The organism is Bacillus pretiosus (genome assembly GCF_052947655.1).
The window spans coordinates 4411562-4432888 of record NZ_CM129593.1 but is presented as its reverse complement, the minus strand read 5'-3'; the positions used below and the strand labels follow the sequence as shown (position 1 = coordinate 4432888).

Here is a 21327-nt window from a genome sequence, read left to right as displayed (position 1 = left end):
ATCATTTCAAATTTGTATGGGGAGGTTTCTGGTTTGGAAAAAAAGGTCGTATTAGTAGATGGTAACAATATCGCGTATCGTGCTTTCTTTGCACTACCGCTTTTAAATAACGACAAAGGTATACATACGAACGCAATTTACGGTTTTACAATGATGTTAATGAGAATATTAGAGGAAGAAAAACCAACGCATATGTTAGTAGCGTTTGATGCGGGTAAAACGACATTCCGTCATAAAACGTATAGTGAGTATAAAGGAGGACGTCAAAAGACTCCACCTGAATTATCAGAGCAATTCCCGTTTATTCGTGAGATGCTTGATGCATTCAACGTACCGCGTTATGAATTAGAAAATTATGAAGCGGATGACATTATGGGGACGTTAGCGAAAGAAGCGAGTGAACAAGGGTTTCATGTAAAAGTTATTTCAGGAGATAAAGACTTACTGCAACTTGTTTCAGATAATACACTCGTATGTATTCCACGCAAAGGGATTACAGAAGTGGATGAATATACGAAAGAAGCTTTATTTGAGAAATACAGCTTATCACCAAAGCAAATTATCGATATGAAAGGTTTAATGGGAGACCAGTCAGATAATATTCCAGGTGTACCAGGAGTTGGTGAAAAAACTGCGATTAAATTGTTAACACAGTTTGAAACGGTCGAGGCAGTGTATGAAAATATAGATCAAGTGAGCGGGAAGAAATTAAAAGAAAAGCTAGAAGCAAATAAAGACCAAGCTCTTATGAGTAAAGATCTTGCAACTATTATTACAGATGCGCCGATTACAGTGCATGTGGATGATATGGAGTATAAAGGGTATGAAGCAAGTGATGTGATTCCAATGTTCGAGAATTTAGGATTTACATCACTTTTAAATAAATTAGGTGTTACGCCAGAAGAAACGACTCCAGCTGAATTAGATGATATTACATTTGATATTGTGGAAGAAGTTACAGAAGAAATGCTAGTGCAAGATAGTGCGCTTATTGTTGAAGTACAAGAAGATAACTATCATAAAGCGGACATTCAAGGTTTTGGTATTCAAAATGAAAATGGCTGTTACTTTATTCAAACAGAAATTGCTCTTAAGTCAGACGCTTTTAAAGAGTGGCTTGCAGATGGAGAAATGAGAAAGTATACATTTGATGCGAAGCGCGCAATCGTTGCACTTAAATGGAACGGGATAGATATGCAAGGGATTGACTTTGATCTACTAATCGCTGCTTATTTACTTGACCCGGCTGATACGGATAAAGATTTCCGTACTGTAGCAAAAATGAAAGAAACACATGCTGTGAAATCTGATGAAGAAGTTTACGGAAAAGGTGCGAAGCGTGCTGTTCCAGAGCTAGAAGTAGTAGCGGAGCATGTAGCTCGTAAAGTGCACGTATTATATGATGTAAAGCAAACATTCGTTGAAGAGTTACAAAAGAATGAGCAATATGAACTGTTTACAGAGTTAGAATTACCACTTGCGCGTGTATTAGCTGATATGGAAGTAAAAGGTGTAAAAGTTGATACGGAGCGTCTTCGTAATATGGGAGAAGAACTTGCAGGTAGATTAAAGGAAATGGAACAGGAAATTTATAAGCTTGCGGGAACAGAATTTAATATTAATTCACCGAAGCAGCTTGGTGTTATTCTGTTTGAGAACTTAAACTTACCAGTTATTAAAAAGACGAAAACAGGTTATTCTACGTCAGCAGATGTACTAGAAAAGCTTATGGATCGCCATGAAATCATTCCAAACATTTTACATTATCGTCAATTAGGGAAACTAAATTCAACTTATATTGAAGGTTTATTAAAAGTTGTACATGAAGATTCATCTAAAATCCATACTCGTTTCAATCAAGTATTAACGCAAACAGGTCGATTAAGTTCAACGGATCCGAACTTGCAAAATATCCCGATTCGATTAGAAGAAGGAAGAAAGATTCGTCAGGCATTTGTTCCATCAGAAGAAGGATGGATTATGTATGCGGCAGATTATTCACAAATTGAACTTCGCGTATTAGCTCATATTGCAAATGATAAAGGGCTAGTTGAAGCGTTCCAACATGACATGGATATTCATACGAAAACAGCGATGGATGTATTTGGCGTTGAAAAAGATGAAGTAACTTCGAATATGAGACGACAAGCGAAAGCTGTCAATTTCGGGATTGTATATGGTATTAGTGATTATGGTCTTTCACAAAACTTAGGAATTACAAGAAAAGCAGCAGCGGAATTTATTGAAAAGTATTTAGAAAGTTTCCCTGGTGTACAAGAATACATGAGTGACATCGTAAAAGATGCGAAACAAAAAGGGTATGTGGCTACATTATTAAATCGCCGCCGTTATATTCCGGAAATTACGAGTCGTAATTTCAATTTACGTAGCTTTGCTGAGCGTACGGCTATGAATACACCAATTCAAGGGACTGCAGCAGATATTATTAAAAAAGCGATGATTATTATGGCAGACCGTCTAGAAGAAGAAGGATTACAGGCGCGTCTACTTCTGCAAGTACACGATGAATTGATATTTGAAGCACCAAAAGAAGAAATTGAAAAATTAGAGAAGCTTGTACCTGAAGTAATGGAGCATGCGATTGAACTCGCGGTTCCGCTGAAAGTTGATTATTCTTACGGTCCAACTTGGTACGACGCAAAATAAGGAAGTGATGAAATGCCTGAATTACCAGAGGTTGAAAATGTTAGGCGGACGCTTGAAAATCTTGTAACAGGAAAAACGATTGAAGATGTCATTATTACTTATCCAAAAATAGTAAAACGTCCGGATGATGCAGAAATCTTTAAAGAAATGCTAAGAGGCGAGAAGATTGAAAATATAAAGCGAAGAGGAAAGTTTTTGCTTTTATATGTAACGAATTATGTTATTGTTTCACATTTACGTATGGAAGGTAAGTTTTTACTGCATCAAGAGGATGAGCCAATTGATAAGCATACACACGTCCGTTTCTTATTTACAGATGGAACTGAATTACATTATAAAGATGTGAGAAAGTTTGGTACGATGCATCTCTTTAAGAAAGGTGAAGAATTGAATCAAATGCCTCTTGCTGACTTAGGTCCGGAGCCGTTTGATGCTGAATTGACACCGCAGTATTTACAAGAAAGATTGCAAAAGACCAATCGTAAAATAAAAGTCGTATTATTAGACCAGCGTCTTTTAGTAGGGCTTGGAAATATATATGTAGATGAAGTTTTATTCCGTTCTCAAATTCATCCGGAACGAGAAGCTTCGTCTTTAACAGCAGAAGAAATTGAACGAATTTACGAGGCGACTGTTACAACGTTAGGTGAAGCAGTGAAGCGAGGCGGAAGTACAATTCGAACGTATATGAATTCGCAAGGGCAAATTGGCTCATTCCAAGAACTTCTAAATGTATACGGAAAAAAAGGAGAACCATGTGTGACTTGCGGTACGATATTAGAAAAAACAGTTGTTGGCGGAAGAGGAACGCATTACTGCCCGATTTGTCAGCCGAGAATATAGAAAAGAGATAACATTGGATAGGCATTTGTCATATACATACAGCAGGGCTATGTATAAGGGAGGAGCTTACCGATGTACCTTTATTTATCTCTTATTTTATTAGCTTTTACATTAAGCTTAGATAGCTGTAGTGTAGGGCTAACATATGGTTTAAGAAGCGTAAGAATTCCACTAAGATCAATTATAATTATCGGAATGTGTTCAGCGGCTGTTATGCTTGTTTCAATGGGAATTGGACATATGATCGCGAAAATATTTTCACCTGTTATCGCAACGCGTATCGGTGGGCTTGTTCTTATTGGAATAGGAATTTGGGTATTATATCAATTTTTTCGAAGTGAGAAAAAAGAAGAACCAAAGCAAGAGGAGAAGGTTTGGAAATTAGAAATTGCTTCGCTCGGGCTAGTGATTCAAATTTTACGGAAACCGACTGTTGCAGATTTTGATAAATCAGGCACCATTTCTGCAGGAGAAGCGTTACTTCTTGGTATCGCTCTTTCTATAGATTCGTTCGGTGCTGGAATTGGTGCATCTTTATTAGGATATGCGCCCGCTATGATGGCAATATTAGTTGCGGTTATGAGTTCTTTGTTTTTATTTATTGGAATGAAACTTGGCACGGTTTTATCAAATATGAAATGGTTACAAAAATTTACATTCCTGCCTGGGGTATTACTCATTATTATTGGAATTTGGAAAATGTAAGTATGGGCGTGGAACATTAGTTTCGCGCCTTTTATATTGTGAGGAGGATTATGATGACAGTAGTAATTGGATTAACGGGAGGCATTGCAAGTGGAAAAAGTACAGTGTCTCAAATGTTTCGTGAACTGAGTATACCAGTTATTGATGCAGATATTATTGCGCGAGAAGTTGTAGAACGAGGAAAACCAGCATATAACAAAATTGTAGAAGTGTTTGGAACGGAAGTATTACAAGAAGATGGAGAATTGGATCGCCCGAAATTAGGAAGTGTCGTTTTCTATAATGAAGAAAAACGATTGCAGTTAAATAAAATCGTTCATCCTGCAGTTCGTGAGGAAATGAATACACAAAAGGAAAAGTACATAAAGGAAGGTATGCAAGCGGTTGTGTTAGATATACCTCTCTTATTTGAAAGCAAATTAACAAGTCTCGTTGACCGCGTATTAGTTGTAGCGGTTAAGCCACATACGCAATTAGAACGTTTAATGAAACGAAATAATTTTTCAGAAGAAGAAGCAACAGCTCGTATTCAATCTCAAATGCCGTTAGAAGAAAAAGTGAAGAATGCAGATGAAGTGATAAATAATGATGGCACAATTATGGGAACGAAAACACAATTACAGGTGATTTTAAAGAATTGGAACATTATTGACTAAAAAATTGTGAAATTAATGAAAATGCTTAGTGACATATCCCCTTTTTGTGTTATACTATTATTGGGATTGGAGATAAATAGTATAACGCATTCAAGGGGGATAACATATTATGACTCGTGTGGCAATTAATGGATTTGGACGTATTGGGAGAATGGTATTTCGTCAGGCAATAAAAGAAAGCGCATTCGAAATTGTAGCAATCAATGCAAGCTATCCATCTGAAACGTTAGCACATTTAATTAAATATGATACAGTTCACGGCAAGTTTGACGGAACAGTAGAAGCATTTGAAGATCACTTGTTAGTTGATGGGAAAATGATTCGCCTTTTAAACAACCGCGATCCAAAGGAATTGCCTTGGACAGATTTAGGTGTTGAAGTTGTAATTGAAGCAACTGGTAAATTTAATTCAAAAGAAAAAGCAATTCTTCATGTTGAAGCTGGAGCGAAAAAAGTTATTTTAACAGCGCCTGGTAAAAATGAAGATGTAACAATTGTAGTTGGTGTGAACGAAGACCAATTAGATATTACAAAACATACTGTTATTTCAAATGCATCTTGCACAACAAACTGTTTAGCGCCTGTTGTTAAGGTGTTAGATGAGCAGTTTGGAATTGAAAACGGTTTAATGACAACTGTTCACGCTTATACAAATGACCAAAAAAATATTGATAACCCACATAAAGATTTAAGAAGAGCACGTGCTTGCGGACAATCAATCATTCCGACAACGACAGGTGCCGCGAAAGCGCTTGCAAAAGTTCTTCCGCACTTAAACGGAAAACTTCATGGTATGGCACTTCGTGTACCAACGCCAAACGTGTCTCTTGTTGACTTAGTAGTAGATGTAAAACGTGATGTGACAGTTGAAGCTATTAATGAAGCATTCAAAACTGTTGCAAACGGTGCGTTAAAAGGCATTGTAGAATTCAGCGAAGAGCCTTTAGTATCTATTGACTTTAATACAAATACACACTCAGCTATTATTGATGGTTTATCTACAATGGTAATGGGTGATCGTAAAGTGAAAGTACTTGCTTGGTATGATAACGAGTGGGGCTACTCTCGTCGTGTTGTAGATCTTGTAACGTTAGTTGTTGACGAATTAGCGAAACAAAAAAATGTGCAACATATTTAAGTGAATAAGGGAGAGGGCAAGTGAATATTTGCCCTCTTTTTTTATTTTTTTCTGAAAAGGAAAAAAATTATAGGAGTATATTTTTGAAAGTGGACATACCACGAAACGTTGTGATTACTGTATTTGTGAATCATTTATTTTTTTTAGGGAAAAGTAAAGAGGAAAATATGACAGAAAATCGAAAAAACTGTTGTTGCAAAATGAAAATAAACAAAGTATACTAACACTCGTAAACTTAAGAGCTGAGGTACGTAGTCACTACTTAAAGGGTTAGGACCTCTCTGGACTAACTTTCCCCCGTGGTAGTGGAGCAAGCCAAATTGCAAATTAGTTTTCAATTCGAACAGTTAGAATAAATTTACAAGGGGGAACTGTAGAATGGATACTATGGATACGATGGGTCGTCACGTAATCGCTGAACTTTGGGATTGCGATTTCGACAAGCTTAATGACATGCCGTATATTGAACAATTATTTGTGGATGCAGCACTGAGAGCTGGTGCTGAAGTGCGTGAGGTTGCTTTCCATAAATTTGCACCACAAGGTGTAAGTGGAGTAGTAATTATCTCGGAATCACATTTAACAATTCATAGCTTTCCGGAGCACGGTTACGCAAGTATTGATGTTTATACTTGTGGGGATCGTATTGATCCAAATGTTGCTGCAGAATATATTGCAGAAGGTTTAAACGCGAAAACGCGTGAGAGCATCGAGCTTCCTCGAGGCACTGGTAGCTTCGAAATTAAGCAGAGAGAAACAAAAGCTCTTTAAAAAAGAACATAATTGATTTAAAATGTAAAGAGGTGTATAATGCACCTCTTTTTTAGTTTATAAAAAAGGAAAAATATAACGTACTCGTTAGTGAGATAAATTGAGCTCTTACGAATAAGTTAGCACCCCATCTACCATCTTATTTTTGAAAACGAGATGATAAAATAATGTGCTTAAACTTAAAGTGGTAAGAGAGTTAGAATGAGTTATATAATATTGTATATATATTGTCAGATGAAGTAAGTAGAGAAAAAATAAAGAGTATAGTGTAAAGGAGTGAATATATTGCGTTGTCCATCCTGTTCGCATAATGGTACAAGAGTGTTAGATTCGCGTCCGGTAGACGAGGGGCGCTCTATTCGAAGAAGGAGAGAGTGTGAAAGTTGTTTAAGTCGCTTTACGACATTTGAAAGAGTAGAAGAGTCACCTCTTATCGTTGTAAAAAAAGAAGGCACACGAGAAGAATTTAATAAAGAAAAGATTTTGCGCGGCTTAATTAAAGCGTGTGAAAAAAGACCAGTATCTTTAAGACAATTAGAAGAAGTAACTCAAAGTGTGGAACGTGAACTTCGTAATTTAGGTATATCAGAAGTGAAAAGTGATATGATTGGTGAAATTGTTATGGAAGAACTGCGTGATATTGATGATGTTGCTTACGTGCGTTTTGCTTCTGTATATCGCCAATTTAAAGATTTAAATGTATTTATTGAAGAATTAAAAGATATACTGCAAAAAGAAAGAGAGTAGAAGTTGTATTTTATTCTCTTTACATACCGTAGTAATGAGATAAGAGAGCTAGAAGCGAAAGCTAATAGCTCTTTTTCGCTAAGCAATTATATAATGAAGATAGAACGAATGAAGTAGAGGATAGATTGGATGAGAGAAAGGAAAAGCAAGAATGGAAAAACATTCATGGATGGAGCTATTGCCAATTGATCGTTATAAAGTAAGTGCGAAAGGGTTATTGCATAATTACGACCGAAAAGTGTTAACGATGTTGTATCAGCCGTTAATAGGTAGTAGAGCTTTTAGTTTGTACATGACGCTATGGGGAGAGTTAGAGCAAGATCGTGTGTTTGGAAAAGAGAATACACATCATTCCCTTATGGTGACCATGCAGATGCAGCTTCCCGAAATATATGAGGAACGAGTAAAGTTAGAAGCAATTGGGCTTTTGAAGGTATATATTAAGAAAGAAAAAGATATTCGAATGTTTATATATGAATTGCAACCACCTTTATCTCCGAAGCAGTTTTTTGATGATATTGTGTTAAGCATCTTTTTATACAATCGATTGAGTCGGACAAAATATAATCAAGTAAAGCAATATTTCTTAGAAGAAGAATTTGATTTTGCTTCTTATGAAAATGTTACGCGTTCTTTCAATGATGTGTTTGGTTCGTTTAATCCAGGACAGCTTGAGCATGCGCAAGAAGATCTTCGTATTCCAAAAACGACAGCTATGCCAAGTAACGAGAAGGGAGACGCTCCAAAAGTTTGGAATGATTTCTTTGATTTCTCCTTATTTGTAGATGGCTTGTCCGCTCTTGTCCCTAAAAAGGCGATTACAGATCAAGTGCGAGAATGTGTCATTACACTTGCTTACGTGTACGATGTAGATGTGTTATCGATGCAAAATATCGTTCTTGGTACGGTGACAGAGATGCAGACAATTGATACCGAAAGGCTTAGAAAAGGAGCACGTGATTGGTATCAGTTCGAAAACGGTCAAGCGTTACCTGTATTAAGTGAAAGAGTACAACCTCACGCTGCACGTATGATGGAAGGAAAAGAGCCTTCTACACAAGAAGAGATGTTAATAAAACAGTTAGAGGAAATCTCACCAAAACAACTATTAAAAGAAATCTCTGGTGGTGCAGAGGCGACAAAGGCTGACTTGCAGATCGTTGAAGATGTAATGATCAATCAAAAATTAACGCCAGGTGTTGTGAATGTACTTATTTATTACGTTATGCTACGCTCAGATATGAAGCTTGCGAAAACGTATGTGGAGAAAATTGCTGGGCATTGGGCACGTAAAAAGGTCGGTACAGTAGCTGAAGCAATGGCGTTAGCGAAAGAAGAAAACCGTCAATATCAAGAATGGGCTGAGACGAAGAAAAAAGGCCGTACGTCGAAGAAAACGATAAGAAAAGAAATGGTACCAGATTGGCTGAAAGAAGAGCCGAAAGAACAAGAGAAAGAAACAGTGAAGAAAGATGTAAGTAAGAAAAAAGATGCAAGTACGTTAGATGATGAACGAAAACGACTAGAAGAAGTGTTAAAAAAATATAAGCGTGATTAATAGAAGAGAATGAACGCTCTTTGAGGTGAGAAAATGGAGCATATTCAAAATTCATTTGCAAAGTTAATGGAAAATAAAAATTTTAAAAATAGATATGAAGTATTAAAGGCGGAAGTAATGGCGCATCCGCGTGTGAAAGAATTTATAGACGAACATCAAGGTGAAGTAACAACTTCTATGATTGAGCGCAGCCTTGTGAAGTTATACGAATATATTGGACAAAGTGTAGGTTGTGCGGATTGTCCGGATCTAGGTTCGTGTAAAAACATGCTGCAAGGATATGAGCCAAAGCTCGTTATCCAAGGGAAGATGATTGATATTCAATACGATCGTTGCGTTAGAAAAGTAGCATATGACGAGAGAAAGAAATATGAAAAACTCGTTCAAAGTGTATATATGCCAACTGACATTTTACAGGCAACGATGGAAAACTTAGATCCTTCAGATTTAGATGCGCGTATTGATGCAATTGGTGCAGCTAATGAATTTTTAAGTACATATGAACCTGGTAAAAAAGTACAAGGTTTATATTTGTACGGTAAATTTGGTGTAGGGAAAACGTATTTGTTAGGAGCAATGGCGAATGAACTTGCTCAAAAGAAAATAAGTTCGATGCTCGTATACTTCCCTGAATTTTTACGTGAAATTAAAAGTTCGATTCAAGATAATTCGATTGGGGAAAAGATTGATGCGGTGAAACGCGTACAAGTTTTAATGCTAGATGATATCGGAGCAGAAGCGATGTCAAGTTTTGTGCGTGACGATGTGCTTGGTGCCATTTTGCAATTCCGTATGTTAGAAAACTTACCGACGTTCTTTACGTCTAACTTTGATTTCAAGGAATTGGAACATCATTTAACGTATACACAGCGTGGTGAAGCAGAACAAATGAAAGCAGCGCGTATTATGGAACGAATTAAATATTTAGCGAAGCCAATTCCGATTGGCGGGAAAAACCGACGTCATAAGTAAAGAGTAAGCTGAAAAGCTTGCTCTTTTTTCGTTTTGAACACTTTTCAGAATAGGTGAATTGCAAAACGAAAAACTTCTTATAGAAAATTCATTGTAGCTTGTATCATTTTTTTCTCCCTCCCTTAATATATATAAAATTAGCAAGCCATATTGAGTGGATTTTCTAACGATAGGAAATGTAATTCTACTAAGAGTGAACTTCACGCGGGACGGACTCTTATAGGATTTGTAACGTATAGATACAATCCTTTAGAGCAGGGATAAAAGGGGGGACAAAAGTGATTGAAATTTGCTTCGAAGAAAAAAATGATGCTATGCATGTATATAGACAACTATTGAAAAGAGCGGAACTGTTATATAAGGAAACGAGTGTGTATTTACAGGAACAAAAAGTGGTGATTCACATACCAGTATGTGAATCGAATTATATTGAAAAGATTTTATTGCCGGTAATGGTATATTTCATTGTGAATGTAAAGCAAAATAAGTGGATTTATACAATCTTAAAAGAGAAGTTTTTTTATGAAGAAGAGGAAGAGTGTCATCAAATATTGCATATGGCACAAGAGATTTTAAAGGGAAGAAGAAAAGGGATTGCTCGTGAATTAACACGTCACACATTTGAATCATATATTAAATCTTCTTTAAATAACTGGCTTTGTGATCCGCTTTCGTTCTCGTTTTCATCATATGTTCGTTTTCGCCTTCGTACATATAGGGAAATGGTAGCTAAGCTTGCTGAATTGTCGATTGATGAGTATAAGTTGGAACAAGAATATCAAATGTTTATTGAGACGCTAAGGCAACAAGTGCGCAGCCGAAAATCACGTTTGTCCTGTGTGCATCTTATTTTTGATGAAAGTTTTATTTTCTATGATGATAAAGGTAGACGTTTAAAACAGGAGAAATTGGTCCAATATATAGACGAGGAATTATTAAAGCAAAAGGATGTATATATTGATACGAAAGTAATTGCACCACTTCTTTCTATTTCGCCGAAAAAAATTTATTTATATACGAAAGAACAAGACCATAATATGATTATTACTTTGCGAAATGTATTTCAAGAACGGGTCCAATTACATGGATTACATGAGTTTGAGCGCAATGTGAAAAATTTAAAAAATAAAGGTAACGCCCTTGATTTTCTAAGTTTTTGAGCATATAATTACCTACATAAATGAAATATATTGAAATGTCATGATGAGGACATGAGTAGTTTTCTACGATTTTCAGAGAGGGAAGCCTTAGGGTGTGAGCTTCCTAGTACGGGATTATTACTTACCACCTCTAAACTTTAGCAGTGAACGGTTTTTTCTAGTAATTGCTAACGGACAACACCGTTATGTTGAACTTGAGCAATTAACAATAATGTTAATTGGAACAAGGGTGGAACCACGAATTCAACACTCGTCCCTTTTTACGGGATGAGTGTTTTTTATTTTGAAAAAAAGAGGAGTGACCAGTGATGGCAGATGTAGTTAAAATTACTTTCCCTGATGGAGCTGTGAAGGAGTTTCCAAAAGGCGTAACAACTGAAGAAATCGCAGCTTCTATTAGCCCAGGCTTAAAGAAAAAAGCTGTGGCTGGAAAATTAAACGATGAGATGATCGATCTTGTTACACCAATCGAAGAAGATGGTGCAGTTTCTATTATTACATTAGATTCTGAAGATGGCTTATACATTTTACGCCATTCAACAGCCCACCTATTAGCACAAGCGTTAAAACGTTTATATAAAGATGCTAAGCTTGAGCTCGGCATTGGTCCAGTGATTGAAAATGGCTTCTACTACGATATTGATATGGAAGAAGCAATTACAGTTGAAGACTTCAAGAAAATCGAAAAAGAAATGCAAAAAATTGTGAACGAGAACTTAGAAATCGTTCGTCATGAAGTGCCACGTGCAGAAGCACTTCGTCGCTTTGAAGAAATCGGCGATGAGTTAAAATTAGATTTAATTAACGATCTTCCAGAAGATGCAGTTATTTCAATCTACGAGCAAGGCGAATTCTTCGACCTTTGCCGTGGTGTTCACCTTCCATCTACAGGGAAAATTAAAGTATTTAAATTATTAAGCGTTGCAGGTGCTTACTGGCGCGGCGATAGCAATAATAAAATGCTACAACGTATTTACGGTACTGCATTCGTTAAGAAAGCAGAATTAGATGAGCACTTACGTATGCTTGAAGAAGCGAAAGAGCGCGATCACCGTAAATTAGGTAAAGAATTAAAACTATTTACTAATAGCCAAAAAGTAGGACAAGGTTTACCACTTTGGTTACCAAAAGGTGCAACTATCCGCCGCATTATCGAGCGTTACATCGTTGATAAAGAAGCAAGCTTAGGCTATGATCACGTATACACTCCAGTACTAGGAAGCAGAGAGCTTTATGAAACTTCTGGTCACTGGAATCACTACCGTGATGGTATGTTCCCATCAATGGAAATGGATAATGAAGAGTTAGTTCTTCGTCCGATGAACTGCCCTCACCACATGATGGTTTATAAAAATGATATTCACAGCTACCGTGAATTACCAATCCGTATTGCCGAACTTGGAACAATGCACCGCTATGAAATGTCTGGAGCATTATCTGGATTACAACGTGTACGTGGAATGACTTTAAACGATGCGCACATTTTCGTTCGCCCAGATCAAATTAAAGAAGAGTTAAAACGTGTTGTAAACTTAACTCTAGAAGTGTACAAAGATTTTGGTTTAGAGAACTATTCATTCCGTCTATCTTATCGTGACTCAGCTGATACTAAAAAGTACTATGCTGATGATGAGATGTGGGAAAAAGCACAAGGTATGTTAAAAGAAGCTATGGATGAAATGGGTCTTGATTACTATGAAGCTGAAGGTGAAGCGGCATTCTACGGTCCAAAACTTGACGTTCAAGTTCGTACTGCTCTTGGAAAAGACGAAACACTTTCAACTGTACAATTAGACTTCTTACTTCCAGAACGCTTTGAATTATCTTACGTTGGTGAAGACGGTAAACAACATCGTCCAGTTGTAATTCACCGTGGTGTTGTATCAACTATGGAACGTTTCGTAGCCTTCTTAATTGAAGAATACAAAGGTGCATTCCCAACTTGGTTAGCTCCAGTTCAAGCGCAAGTAATTCCAGTTTCTCCGCAAGTACATTTAGACTATGCGAAGAAAGTACAAGATGAATTACGTCGTGCTGGTATCCGTGTTGAATTAGATACTCGTGAAGAGAAAATTGGTTACAAAATCCGTGAAGCACAAATGCAAAAAATTCCGTACATGCTTGTAGTAGGTGACAATGAAGTAACTGAAAACGGCGTAAACGTACGTAAATATGGTGAACAAAAATCAGAAACAATTGCATTAGATGCTTTTGTTGATATGATTAAAGTAGAAGGAAAACGATAAGACAAAGCCGCGGTATACCGCGGCTTTCGTATGTATTATAAAAAAGAAAAACTAGAAAAAATAACCAAACTATACTTATCATAAAAAAGTATTGCAAGTATGTTAGTTGTTTGTTACAATATTTCTTGTTGTTAGTAAAACACATAGCGTCTTCTTGACAGACGTCATGTCCTATGATAAACTCATCAAGGATAATAGAATATTGTTTTGTGGAACAAGTAGAAGCACCCGCTTCTCACCTGATGGACGCATTCGCAGTTTACAGGTAAATGTATTTCTTACTTAAGAATTTACAAGTGTGGGTGTCGTATGCCCGCACTTTTTTTGTCGGGTTCTATGACTACAAAAGATGTTCTGAAAAAACCTTGGAGGTGGCTTACTATTAGCAAGGATATGATGATTAACGAGCAAATTCGTGCACGTGAAGTACGTTTAGTTGGTGCAAATGGCGATCAACTTGGAATCAAGTCTCGTAATGACGCTTTAGACTTAGCTGCAAATCTTAATCTTGATTTAGTATTAGTTGCTCCAAATGCGAAACCGCCAGTATGCCGCATTATGGACTACGGTAAATTCCGCTTTGAGCAACAGAAGAAAGAAAAAGAACAGCGCAAAAATCAAAAAGTAATTAGCATGAAAGAAGTTCGTTTAAGTCCAACAATTGATGAACACGACTTTAACACAAAACTTCGTAATGCTATCAAGTTTTTAGAGAAAGGCGACAAGGTTAAAGCGTCAATTCGCTTTAAAGGACGTGCCATTACTCATAAAGAAATCGGTCAACGTGTTTTAGATCGCTTCTCAGAAGCTTGTGCTGAAGTTAGTACAATTGAATCTAAGCCTAAAATGGAAGGACGTAGTATGTTCTTAGTTTTAGCACCGAAAAACGATAAGTAATAGATAGAGGAGGAAATACCTATGCCTAAACAAAAAACTCATCGCGGCTCTGCAAAGCGTTTCAAAAAGACTGGATCAGGTAAACTGAAACGTTCTCACGCTTACACAAGCCATTTATTCGCTAACAAATCTACAAAAGCTAAACGTAAACTACGTAAAGCTGGTGTAGTAAGCGCTGGTGACTTCAAACGCATTCGTCAAATGCTTGACAACTTAAAATAAGTTCGGCTGATATATAGAACAATTAGGAGGTAATATTATGCCAAGAGTAAAAGGTGGTACAGTTACTCGTCAACGTCGTAAAAAAGTTATAAAATTAGCAAAAGGTTACTACGGTTCTAAGAGTACATTATTCAAGGTTGCTAACCAACAGGTTATGAAATCTCTAATGTATGCATTCCGTGACCGTCGTCAAAAGAAACGTGACTTCCGTAAATTATGGATTACACGTATCAACGCAGCAGCTCGTATGAATGGTCTTTCTTACAGCCGTTTAATGCACGGTCTTAAAAATGCTGGCATCGAAGTTAACCGCAAGATGCTTGCTGACTTAGCTGTTCATGACGAAAAAGCTTTCGCTGAATTAGCAACAGTTGCAAAAAACAACATTAACTAATTAATTAGTTGAAACCTTAGAAGATTTTTCTTCTAAGGTTTTTTTATTTGTATGCAAAGAGAAGTATGTCGTTATCGATATGACAAAATCAATATAAAAGCTATAGCGATATAGAAGAATATATATATGAAGCCAGGAGAATTCTCCTGGCTTTTTTCAATTATCCCCCTTTGGAAAGAAGAGTATCTTTCCTACCTGAAACGACACTGCTATAATGGAAAGATGATATGGAACTTTCATCAGATAAAATAAATTTTTTATCAGTGGACAATCCCCGGATAATGATTAACTATCACCAATCGGAGTGAACAATCTAATAGTGATGATTGAAACGTATTTGTAAATTAAGGACAAGCTATTTTGTAAAGAGATAAATGGCTGACTTATTAATAAGAAACGAAAAATAATAATGAACTTTGAGATGAAACAACATTGTTGCGTAAAATGCGATGTTGGAGGAGGACAATAGAATGGACTTACTACAACTATTTAAATTACAAAAAGAATTAGATGACCGTATTGTAAAAGAGCATGATTTACAACCGAAAAAGTTGTTAAAAGAAAAAATGTTAGCTCTTCTTGTAGAAATTGGAGAACTTGCAAATGAAACACGTTGTTTTAAATATTGGAGCAACAAACCAGCATCAGAACGTGAAGTAATATTAGAAGAATACGTAGATGGCTTGCATTTTATTTTATCAATCGGAATTGATTTAGGTATTGATAAAAACTTCCTATTCTATAAATGTGCACAAACGAATAAAACACAAGTAGAAATTTTCTTAGACACATATGCGAAAGTAATTCGTTTTACAGATCAACCATCTATTACGAACTATATTGAATTATTTACAAGCTACCTTCGACTTGGACAAGCGCTAGAGTTTGAGCAAGAAGAAATTGAAAAGGCATATTTAGATAAAAATAAAGTAAATCATCAGCGTCAAACACAAGGATACTGATTTAATTTTTGAATATTTCAATTTCCTTTTGTATAATGAAGTGACTGAAGAAAAAGGAGGGTGTTGGCAATGACAAAATTAGACGCGACATTGACAATGCTAAAAGAATTAACAGATGCACGTGGTATTGCGGGTAACGAGCGTGAACCACGCGAAGTAATGAAGAAATATATTGAGCCGTTTGCGGACGAACTTTCTACTGATAATTTAGGAAGTTTAGTTGCGAAAAAAATAGGGGAAGAAAACGGCCCGAAAATTATGGTTGCAGGTCATTTAGATGAAGTTGGCTTTATGATTACGCAAATTGATGACAAAGGTTTCCTTCGTTTCCAAACAGTTGGTGGCTGGTGGTCACAAGTTATGCTTGCGCAGCGCGTGACAATTGTAACGCGTAAAGGAGATGTAACAGGTGTAATTGGTTCAAAACCACCACACATCTTACCTCCAGAAGCGCGTAAAAAGCCAGTTGAAATTAAAGACATGTTCATCGATATTGGTGCTTCTAGCCAAGAAGAGGCAATGGAGTGGGGCGTACGACCTGGCGATCAAGTTGTACCTTACTTTGAATTCCAAGTGATGAAAAATGAAAAAATGTTACTTGCAAAAGCATGGGATAACCGAATTGGTTGTGCAATTGCAATTGACGTATTAAAACAATTAAAAGATGAAAAGCATCCAAACGTTGTATACGGCGTAGGGACTGTACAAGAAGAAGTTGGTCTTCGTGGTGCGAAAACATCTGCGAACTATATTAAACCAGATATTGCATTCGCAGTAGATGTTGGTATCGCTGGTGACACACCAGGTGTAACGGCAAAAGAAGCGCAAAGTAAAATGGGTGATGGACCACAGATCATTTTATATGATGCTTCTGTTATTGGACATACAGGTTTACGTGACTTTGTAGTTGATGTTGCTGACGAATTACAAATCCCGTATCAATATGATTCAGTAGCGGGCGGTGGAACGGATGCAGGCGCAATTCACATTTCTGCAAATGGTATTCCGTCTATGGCAATTACGATTGCAACGCGCTACATTCATTCTCATGCGGCAATGTTACACCGTGATGACTATGAAAATGCAGTGAAGTTAATTGTAGAAGTTATTAAACGTCTTGATAAAGAGGCTGTACATAACATTACATTTAATTAATAGAAAAAGCGAAGGAGATTTTCCTTCGCTTTTTTATGTTTTAAAAAGGTCGTTCTAATCCTGCAGCAGTATGAGCACCTAAAATGATTAAACGAGTTAATTGCATAGCCATAAAATGCGGGGTATAAATCATCCCTCTTTTTAACCATGACATAATCATCCCGATATGAGCTCCTGTCACATAACTAATTAAAATATCACGAGGAACCATAAGATCTTTATCATCTGGCTGTGAAATAGACAGGCTTAATGTTAAATGTGTTTGTATTGTTTTCATCATTTTATAAGAGTAGTTTCCAGCGGCTTTATCACCAAGCATAACGTTATAGAAGTTCACATTTTCTGCAATATGTTCGAACAAAGCCAAAAATGTCGGATGTGGTGAATCAAATGTAAGTTGAAAATCTTCTTTATTTCTATTTTTCGGCTTAATAACTTCTGTTAATTTCTCTAACATTTCTTCAATGCTTTTGTCTAATAGGTCATATTTATCATGGTAATGGCTATAAAACGTAGCGCGATTTACAGGAGCACGTTCTGCAATATGTTGAACAGTTACATCATCAAATCCTTTTTCGCCTACTAAAGCGACAAAAGCATCCTGTATGAGTTGTCTCGTCCGCTTTACACGTGGATCATTTGTATTTTTAATAGACATTTTTACTTCCCCTCGTTTAATTTTCTATACTTAAACAACATATAGGTATTATATTGTTGTTTAAGCGACATTTCATACTTAAATTGTCGGTTGTAGATTCAAAATAATTATTTATAATTATAAACGATAGTCCTTCAGAAATCAGCACCGCTCGCAGGTAGATAAATTTCAATTTACACCGCAGATGGTGTGATTTTTTTGTTTAAAAGTTAATATAATTAACAATTAAACACTCTAAACAATAAGGACGTAAATAGTTTAGAAAAAAATTATATGCGATATAAGGAGAGGAATGCAATGAATCAGTTTCGAAGAATGGTGATTATCAACATTATCACATTAATTGTACTAGTTGGCGGCGGTATTGGCGGTTATTACTATTACAATCAAGCGGAAAATTATTTAAAAACAGAAAATGCAAAAATTGATGGAAAGGTAATTCCGATTGCATCACCAGTAGCAGGTAAATTAACTGACTGGAAAGCTGAAGTAGGAAAGAATTACAATGAAAATGATAAATTAGGTGCTGTTACTGTAGCGGCAGCAAATGGAGAACAAACAGTAGATGTAACAATTCCACAAAATGCAACAATTGTGCAATCAAATGCAACAACAAATGCTTTCGTTGGAGCAGGTAGCCCAATTGCTTATGCATTTGATATGAACAATTTATGGGTAACAGCAAACATTGAAGAAACAGATGTTGACGATGTACAAAAAGGTCAAGATGTAGATGTGTATGTAGATGCATACCCAGATACAACTTTATCAGGAAAAGTAGAGCAAGTTGGATTAACAACAGCGAATACATTCTCTATGTTACCATCAAGCAACGCAACAGCGAACTATACGAAAGTAACACAAGTAGTACCAGTTAAAATTTCTTTAGATCATAGTAAATCAGTAAATATTGTTCCTGGAATGAATGTGTCAGTTCGTATTCATAAGTAAGGGGGAGATGAGATGTCCTCAATTGCAATTGCAGGATATGCACTATTTTGTATAATCGTCTTCTTCCTTGTAAATCGTCTTTTACGAAAGAAAAAAACGAACGTGGGAGAAGAACAAGTCCCAGCCGTAAATAAAATAGAAGTAAGTAAGGTAGAAACAGAAGAGAAAGAAATTGAACGAAAGCAAGAAGCAGAAATTTCTAATGTAGTTGAGTTAGAAACAGGAAAGCAAGAAGAAGTAAAACAAGAAAAAGAAGCGCCGAAAAAACAAATGTCTACGCCTGTAGAAAATGTGAACGTCAAAGCAGTTGTAGCTGTATTAATTCTCGGCATGTTCGTTTCTATTTTAAACCAAACAATTATTAACGTTGCATTGCCTCCGTTAATGAACGAATTTAACGTATCAACTTCAACAGCACAATGGTTAATTACAGGTTTCATGCTTGTAAATGGTATTTTAGTACCGATTAGTGCCTTTTTAGTTTCACGATTTACGTATCGTAAATTATTCGTAGCGGCAATGTTATTCTTCACGGTAGGATCTATCATTTGTGCTATTTCAGGAAACTTTACAATGATGATGACGGGCCGCGTTATTCAGGCGGTGGGTGCAGGTATTTTAATGCCGGTTGGTATGAATATTTTCATGACATTATTCCCGCCTCATAAGCGCGGAGCAGCGATGGGATTACTAGGTGTAGCGATGATTTTAGCACCAGCTATCGGACCAACTGTAACGGGCTGGGTGATTGAAAACTATAGCTGGAACTTAATGTTCTATGCGATGTTTATTATCGGTTTAATTATTACATTCCTATCTTTAAAATTCTTTACACTAGCTCAGCCGGTATCTAAAACGAAGTTAGATGTATTCGGTGTTGTTAGTTCAAGTATTGGACTAGGTAGCTTATTGTACGGATTTAGTGAAGCAGGAAATAATAGTTGGACTAGTGCAGAGGTTGTTATTTCACTTATCATTGGTGTAGTAGGTATTGCGGTATTTATTTGGAGAGAGCTAACAACGGACAACAAAATGCTTGATTTACAAGTGTTTAAATACCCAGTATTTACTTTTACTTTAGTAATTAATGCAATTGTTACGATGGCATTATTCGGAGGTATGTTATTACTTCCGGTATATCTGCAAAACATTCGCGGTTTCACACCGATAGAATCAGGTTTATTACTACTTCCAGGATCATTAATTATGGGGATCATGGGACCCATTGCAGGTAAACTATTTGATAAGTATGGTATTCGTCCGTTAGCAATTGTCGGTTTAGCCATTACAACGTTTGCGACATATGAATTCACAACGTTATCGATGGATACACCGTATAGCGTTATTATGACGGATTATATTATACGTTCGATTGGTATGTCATTCATTATGATGCCAATTATGACAGCAGGTATGAACGCACTGCCGATGAAATTAATTTCTCACGGTACAGCAACGCAAAATACGTCAAGACAAGTAGCTGGTTCAATTGGAACAGCGATTTTAATCACACTTATGACGCAGCAAACGACTGCTCACGTAGCAGATTACGGCAACATGTTAACAACGTCAAACCCAATCTTAGTTGATAAAGTACACGGCATGGGGCAAAGTTTAGCAGCGATCGCTGGATCAGCGCAAGCAGGAGATGCGATGAGCACGCAACTATTATTTGGACAAATTTCGAAGTTATCTGCAATTAACGGTATTAACGATGCCTTCTTAATTGCGACGATACTCGCAGGGATTGCTTGGGTATTATCGTTCTTCTTACCATCAGGCAATAAACCAAATAGAAAAGCAGGGAATTAATTTCCCTGCTTTTTTGTCTGTTTAAAGAGTTAAATATAAAAAATGATAACCAGTTACGGAGCACAGTCCTGTTATAAATAAAACCATTCCCATAGCACGAATACTGGATATTTGTCTTCCGCTTATAATAGCTAATAGTCCAGCCAAAGAGAAGAAACACCAATATAAAGTTCCCGAAATTGGAACAATCCCCTCTAAATCTATTCCATAACCTATACAAATGATAGGAACAACAATAAGCGATATGCTAATGAAACCAGCCATAATAGTAAGTGATTTACGACATTTAATACCAGCAATAATTAAAAAAATGCCAACGATGAAGTCGCATAACATCAAAGTAAGAGCGAAAATCATCCAAGTTAATATTCCGAACACTTTTGTATTACCTCCGATTTATGGGGTTCTAAAAAATATTATATATAGTATGAATCACCTACAGTCATGAGTAACCAGAAGATAACCCCTAATATACCAGCGATGAAAATAATGAATCCCATATTACGTATACTTTTAATTTTGGTTTGGACTCCACTTATCCCTGCTAATAATCCAGTTAAAGAAAACAGTATCCAATATAAAGTTGTTGAAATAGGGAGGATTGCATTGCTATCCACTCCCATGCCCCAAAAAACAAAAGGTAGTGTGACAAAGGAGAAGCTAAGTAGCCCCATTAAACCAACAAATAATTTACGATGTTTCATGCTAGTAACAATTAAAAAAATACCACCGAACAATCCGCATAAAACAAGAAGTGGCATATAAACAACCCAAAGTAAGCTCAACATATATAGTCTCCTTCTATAGTAATCA

General features: G+C 36.4%; 21 protein-coding genes and 2 other annotated features. Of the genes, 18 read left to right on the top strand and 3 right to left on the bottom strand.

All coding sequences use genetic code 11. From position 1 onward, the window contains the following. The first annotated feature begins 33 nt into the window (after window positions 1-33). The 16 genes from polA to ACU8YW_RS22725 all read left to right on the top strand — a co-directional run bounded on the left by polA (window position 34) and on the right by ACU8YW_RS22725 (window position 17093). Window positions 34-2667 carry a DNA polymerase I gene (gene polA, locus ACU8YW_RS22800; protein ID WP_048544346.1) on the top strand — a complete coding sequence of 878 codons (2634 nt, stop codon included), beginning with the start codon at window positions 34-36 and terminating at the stop codon, window positions 2665-2667. A 12-nt stretch (window positions 2668-2679) separates the two neighbouring features. Continuing rightward, window positions 2680-3510, top strand: a complete 831-nt coding sequence (gene mutM / locus ACU8YW_RS22795; RefSeq protein ID WP_087985380.1) for a DNA-formamidopyrimidine glycosylase — start codon at window positions 2680-2682, stop codon at window positions 3508-3510. A 72-nt stretch (window positions 3511-3582) separates the two neighbouring features. Continuing rightward, complete coding sequence (gene ytaF / locus ACU8YW_RS22790; RefSeq protein WP_000281739.1) at window positions 3583-4215, top strand: sporulation membrane protein YtaF; 633 nt, start codon at window positions 3583-3585, stop codon at window positions 4213-4215. Between the two features lie 53 nt (window positions 4216-4268). After that, on the top strand, window positions 4269-4871 hold the full coding sequence (gene coaE, locus ACU8YW_RS22785; protein ID WP_088064547.1) for a dephospho-CoA kinase: 603 nt from the start codon (window positions 4269-4271) through the stop codon (window positions 4869-4871). Between the two features lie 109 nt (window positions 4872-4980). Then, window positions 4981-6009, top strand: a complete 1029-nt coding sequence (locus tag ACU8YW_RS22780; RefSeq protein WP_000198978.1) for a glyceraldehyde-3-phosphate dehydrogenase — start codon at window positions 4981-4983, stop codon at window positions 6007-6009. Window positions 6010-6396: 387 nt separating this feature from the next. After that, on the top strand, window positions 6397-6780 hold the full coding sequence (gene speD, locus ACU8YW_RS22775) for an adenosylmethionine decarboxylase (protein WP_002003660.1): 384 nt from the start codon (window positions 6397-6399) through the stop codon (window positions 6778-6780). 285 nt (window positions 6781-7065) lie between these two features. Further along, entirely contained in the window at window positions 7066-7527 is a 462-nt protein-coding gene (nrdR, locus tag ACU8YW_RS22770; protein ID WP_001203687.1) for a transcriptional regulator NrdR, read from the top strand. Window positions 7528-7678: 151 nt separating this feature from the next. Continuing rightward, the gene (locus tag ACU8YW_RS22765) at window positions 7679-9085 is read left to right on the top strand and encodes a replication initiation and membrane attachment family protein (protein ID WP_426934088.1); all 1407 of its coding nucleotides are present in this window, start codon (window positions 7679-7681) and stop codon (window positions 9083-9085) included. A gap of 33 nt (window positions 9086-9118) precedes the next feature. Further along, on the top strand, window positions 9119-10057 hold the full coding sequence (dnaI, locus tag ACU8YW_RS22760; protein WP_000400114.1) for a primosomal protein DnaI: 939 nt from the start codon (window positions 9119-9121) through the stop codon (window positions 10055-10057). A 278-nt stretch (window positions 10058-10335) separates the two neighbouring features. Next, entirely contained in the window at window positions 10336-11217 is an 882-nt protein-coding gene (ytxC, locus tag ACU8YW_RS22755) for a putative sporulation protein YtxC (RefSeq protein ID WP_087985377.1), read from the top strand. Between the two features lie 31 nt (window positions 11218-11248). Next, window positions 11249-11478, top strand: a binding site (T-box leader). A gap of 47 nt (window positions 11479-11525) precedes the next feature. Beyond that, entirely contained in the window at window positions 11526-13463 is a 1938-nt protein-coding gene (gene thrS, locus ACU8YW_RS22750; protein ID WP_446894004.1) for a threonine--tRNA ligase, read from the top strand. Between the two features lie 210 nt (window positions 13464-13673). After that, window positions 13674-13794 (top strand) — a sequence feature (ribosomal protein L20 leader region). A 62-nt stretch (window positions 13795-13856) separates the two neighbouring features. Then, on the top strand, window positions 13857-14360 hold the full coding sequence (gene infC, locus ACU8YW_RS22745) for a translation initiation factor IF-3 (protein WP_000973214.1): 504 nt from the start codon (window positions 13857-13859) through the stop codon (window positions 14358-14360). Between the two features lie 21 nt (window positions 14361-14381). Further along, window positions 14382-14582, top strand: coding sequence for a 50S ribosomal protein L35 (gene rpmI, locus ACU8YW_RS22740; RefSeq protein WP_001125946.1), 201 nt, complete (start codon window positions 14382-14384; stop codon window positions 14580-14582). A gap of 37 nt (window positions 14583-14619) precedes the next feature. Continuing rightward, on the top strand, window positions 14620-14976 hold the full coding sequence (gene rplT / locus ACU8YW_RS22735) for a 50S ribosomal protein L20 (RefSeq protein WP_001138364.1): 357 nt from the start codon (window positions 14620-14622) through the stop codon (window positions 14974-14976). Window positions 14977-15446: 470 nt separating this feature from the next. Further along, a complete protein-coding gene (locus tag ACU8YW_RS22730; RefSeq protein ID WP_098133589.1) occupies window positions 15447-15938 on the top strand; it encodes a dUTP diphosphatase in 492 nt (163 codons plus the stop codon). 69 nt (window positions 15939-16007) lie between these two features. Then, complete coding sequence (locus ACU8YW_RS22725; protein WP_048544341.1) at window positions 16008-17093, top strand: M42 family metallopeptidase; 1086 nt, start codon at window positions 16008-16010, stop codon at window positions 17091-17093. A 40-nt stretch (window positions 17094-17133) separates the two neighbouring features. On the opposite strand, the gene ACU8YW_RS22720 is transcribed toward ACU8YW_RS22725, so the two are convergent. Then, window positions 17134-17751: a TetR/AcrR family transcriptional regulator gene (locus ACU8YW_RS22720; RefSeq protein ID WP_048544339.1), complete on the bottom strand. Its 618-nt coding sequence runs from the start codon at window positions 17749-17751 to the stop codon at window positions 17134-17136. A 297-nt stretch (window positions 17752-18048) separates the two neighbouring features. Between ACU8YW_RS22720 and ACU8YW_RS22715 the strand changes: the two genes are divergently transcribed. Further along, window positions 18049-18702, top strand: a complete 654-nt coding sequence (locus ACU8YW_RS22715; protein WP_001071411.1) for an HlyD family secretion protein — start codon at window positions 18049-18051, stop codon at window positions 18700-18702. 12 nt (window positions 18703-18714) lie between these two features. Further along, complete coding sequence (locus tag ACU8YW_RS22710; protein ID WP_087985376.1) at window positions 18715-20514, top strand: DHA2 family efflux MFS transporter permease subunit; 1800 nt, start codon at window positions 18715-18717, stop codon at window positions 20512-20514. A gap of 21 nt (window positions 20515-20535) precedes the next feature. Here ACU8YW_RS22710 and ACU8YW_RS22705 read toward each other — a convergent pair whose 3' ends face one another. After that, window positions 20536-20892, bottom strand: a complete 357-nt coding sequence (locus tag ACU8YW_RS22705) for an ammonia permease (protein WP_088609283.1) — start codon at window positions 20890-20892, stop codon at window positions 20536-20538. A 38-nt stretch (window positions 20893-20930) separates the two neighbouring features. Next, window positions 20931-21302: a DNA-binding protein gene (locus tag ACU8YW_RS22700; protein WP_088064544.1), complete on the bottom strand. Its 372-nt coding sequence runs from the start codon at window positions 21300-21302 to the stop codon at window positions 20931-20933. Window positions 21303-21327: the final 25 nt, after the last annotated feature.

What these genes read in the sequence shown, in the direction of transcription:
- mutM (WP_087985380.1), top strand. Translation starts at nt 2,680, where the DNA reads ATGCCTGAATTACCAGAGGTTGAAAATGTTAGGCGGACGCTTGAAAAT.
- ytaF (WP_000281739.1), top strand. Translation starts at nt 3,583, where the DNA reads ATGTACCTTTATTTATCTCTTATTTTATTAGCTTTTACATTAAGCTTA.
- coaE (WP_088064547.1), top strand. Translation starts at nt 4,269, where the DNA reads ATGACAGTAGTAATTGGATTAACGGGAGGCATTGCAAGTGGAAAAAGT.
- ACU8YW_RS22780 (WP_000198978.1), top strand. Translation starts at nt 4,981, where the DNA reads ATGACTCGTGTGGCAATTAATGGATTTGGACGTATTGGGAGAATGGTA.
- speD (WP_002003660.1), top strand. Translation starts at nt 6,397, where the DNA reads ATGGATACGATGGGTCGTCACGTAATCGCTGAACTTTGGGATTGCGAT.
- ACU8YW_RS22765 (WP_426934088.1), top strand. Translation starts at nt 7,679, where the DNA reads ATGGAAAAACATTCATGGATGGAGCTATTGCCAATTGATCGTTATAAA.
- dnaI (WP_000400114.1), top strand. Translation starts at nt 9,119, where the DNA reads ATGGAGCATATTCAAAATTCATTTGCAAAGTTAATGGAAAATAAAAAT.
- thrS (WP_446894004.1), top strand. Translation starts at nt 11,526, where the DNA reads ATGGCAGATGTAGTTAAAATTACTTTCCCTGATGGAGCTGTGAAGGAG.
- infC (WP_000973214.1), top strand. Translation starts at nt 13,857, where the DNA reads ATGATGATTAACGAGCAAATTCGTGCACGTGAAGTACGTTTAGTTGGT.
- rpmI (WP_001125946.1), top strand. Translation starts at nt 14,382, where the DNA reads ATGCCTAAACAAAAAACTCATCGCGGCTCTGCAAAGCGTTTCAAAAAG.
- rplT (WP_001138364.1), top strand. Translation starts at nt 14,620, where the DNA reads ATGCCAAGAGTAAAAGGTGGTACAGTTACTCGTCAACGTCGTAAAAAA.
- ACU8YW_RS22730 (WP_098133589.1), top strand. Translation starts at nt 15,447, where the DNA reads ATGGACTTACTACAACTATTTAAATTACAAAAAGAATTAGATGACCGT.
- ACU8YW_RS22725 (WP_048544341.1), top strand. Translation starts at nt 16,008, where the DNA reads ATGACAAAATTAGACGCGACATTGACAATGCTAAAAGAATTAACAGAT.
- ACU8YW_RS22720 (WP_048544339.1), bottom strand. Translation starts at nt 17,751, where the DNA reads ATGTCTATTAAAAATACAAATGATCCACGTGTAAAGCGGACGAGACAA.
- ACU8YW_RS22715 (WP_001071411.1), top strand. Translation starts at nt 18,049, where the DNA reads ATGAATCAGTTTCGAAGAATGGTGATTATCAACATTATCACATTAATT.
- ACU8YW_RS22710 (WP_087985376.1), top strand. Translation starts at nt 18,715, where the DNA reads ATGTCCTCAATTGCAATTGCAGGATATGCACTATTTTGTATAATCGTC.
- ACU8YW_RS22700 (WP_088064544.1), bottom strand. Translation starts at nt 21,302, where the DNA reads ATGTTGAGCTTACTTTGGGTTGTTTATATGCCACTTCTTGTTTTATGC.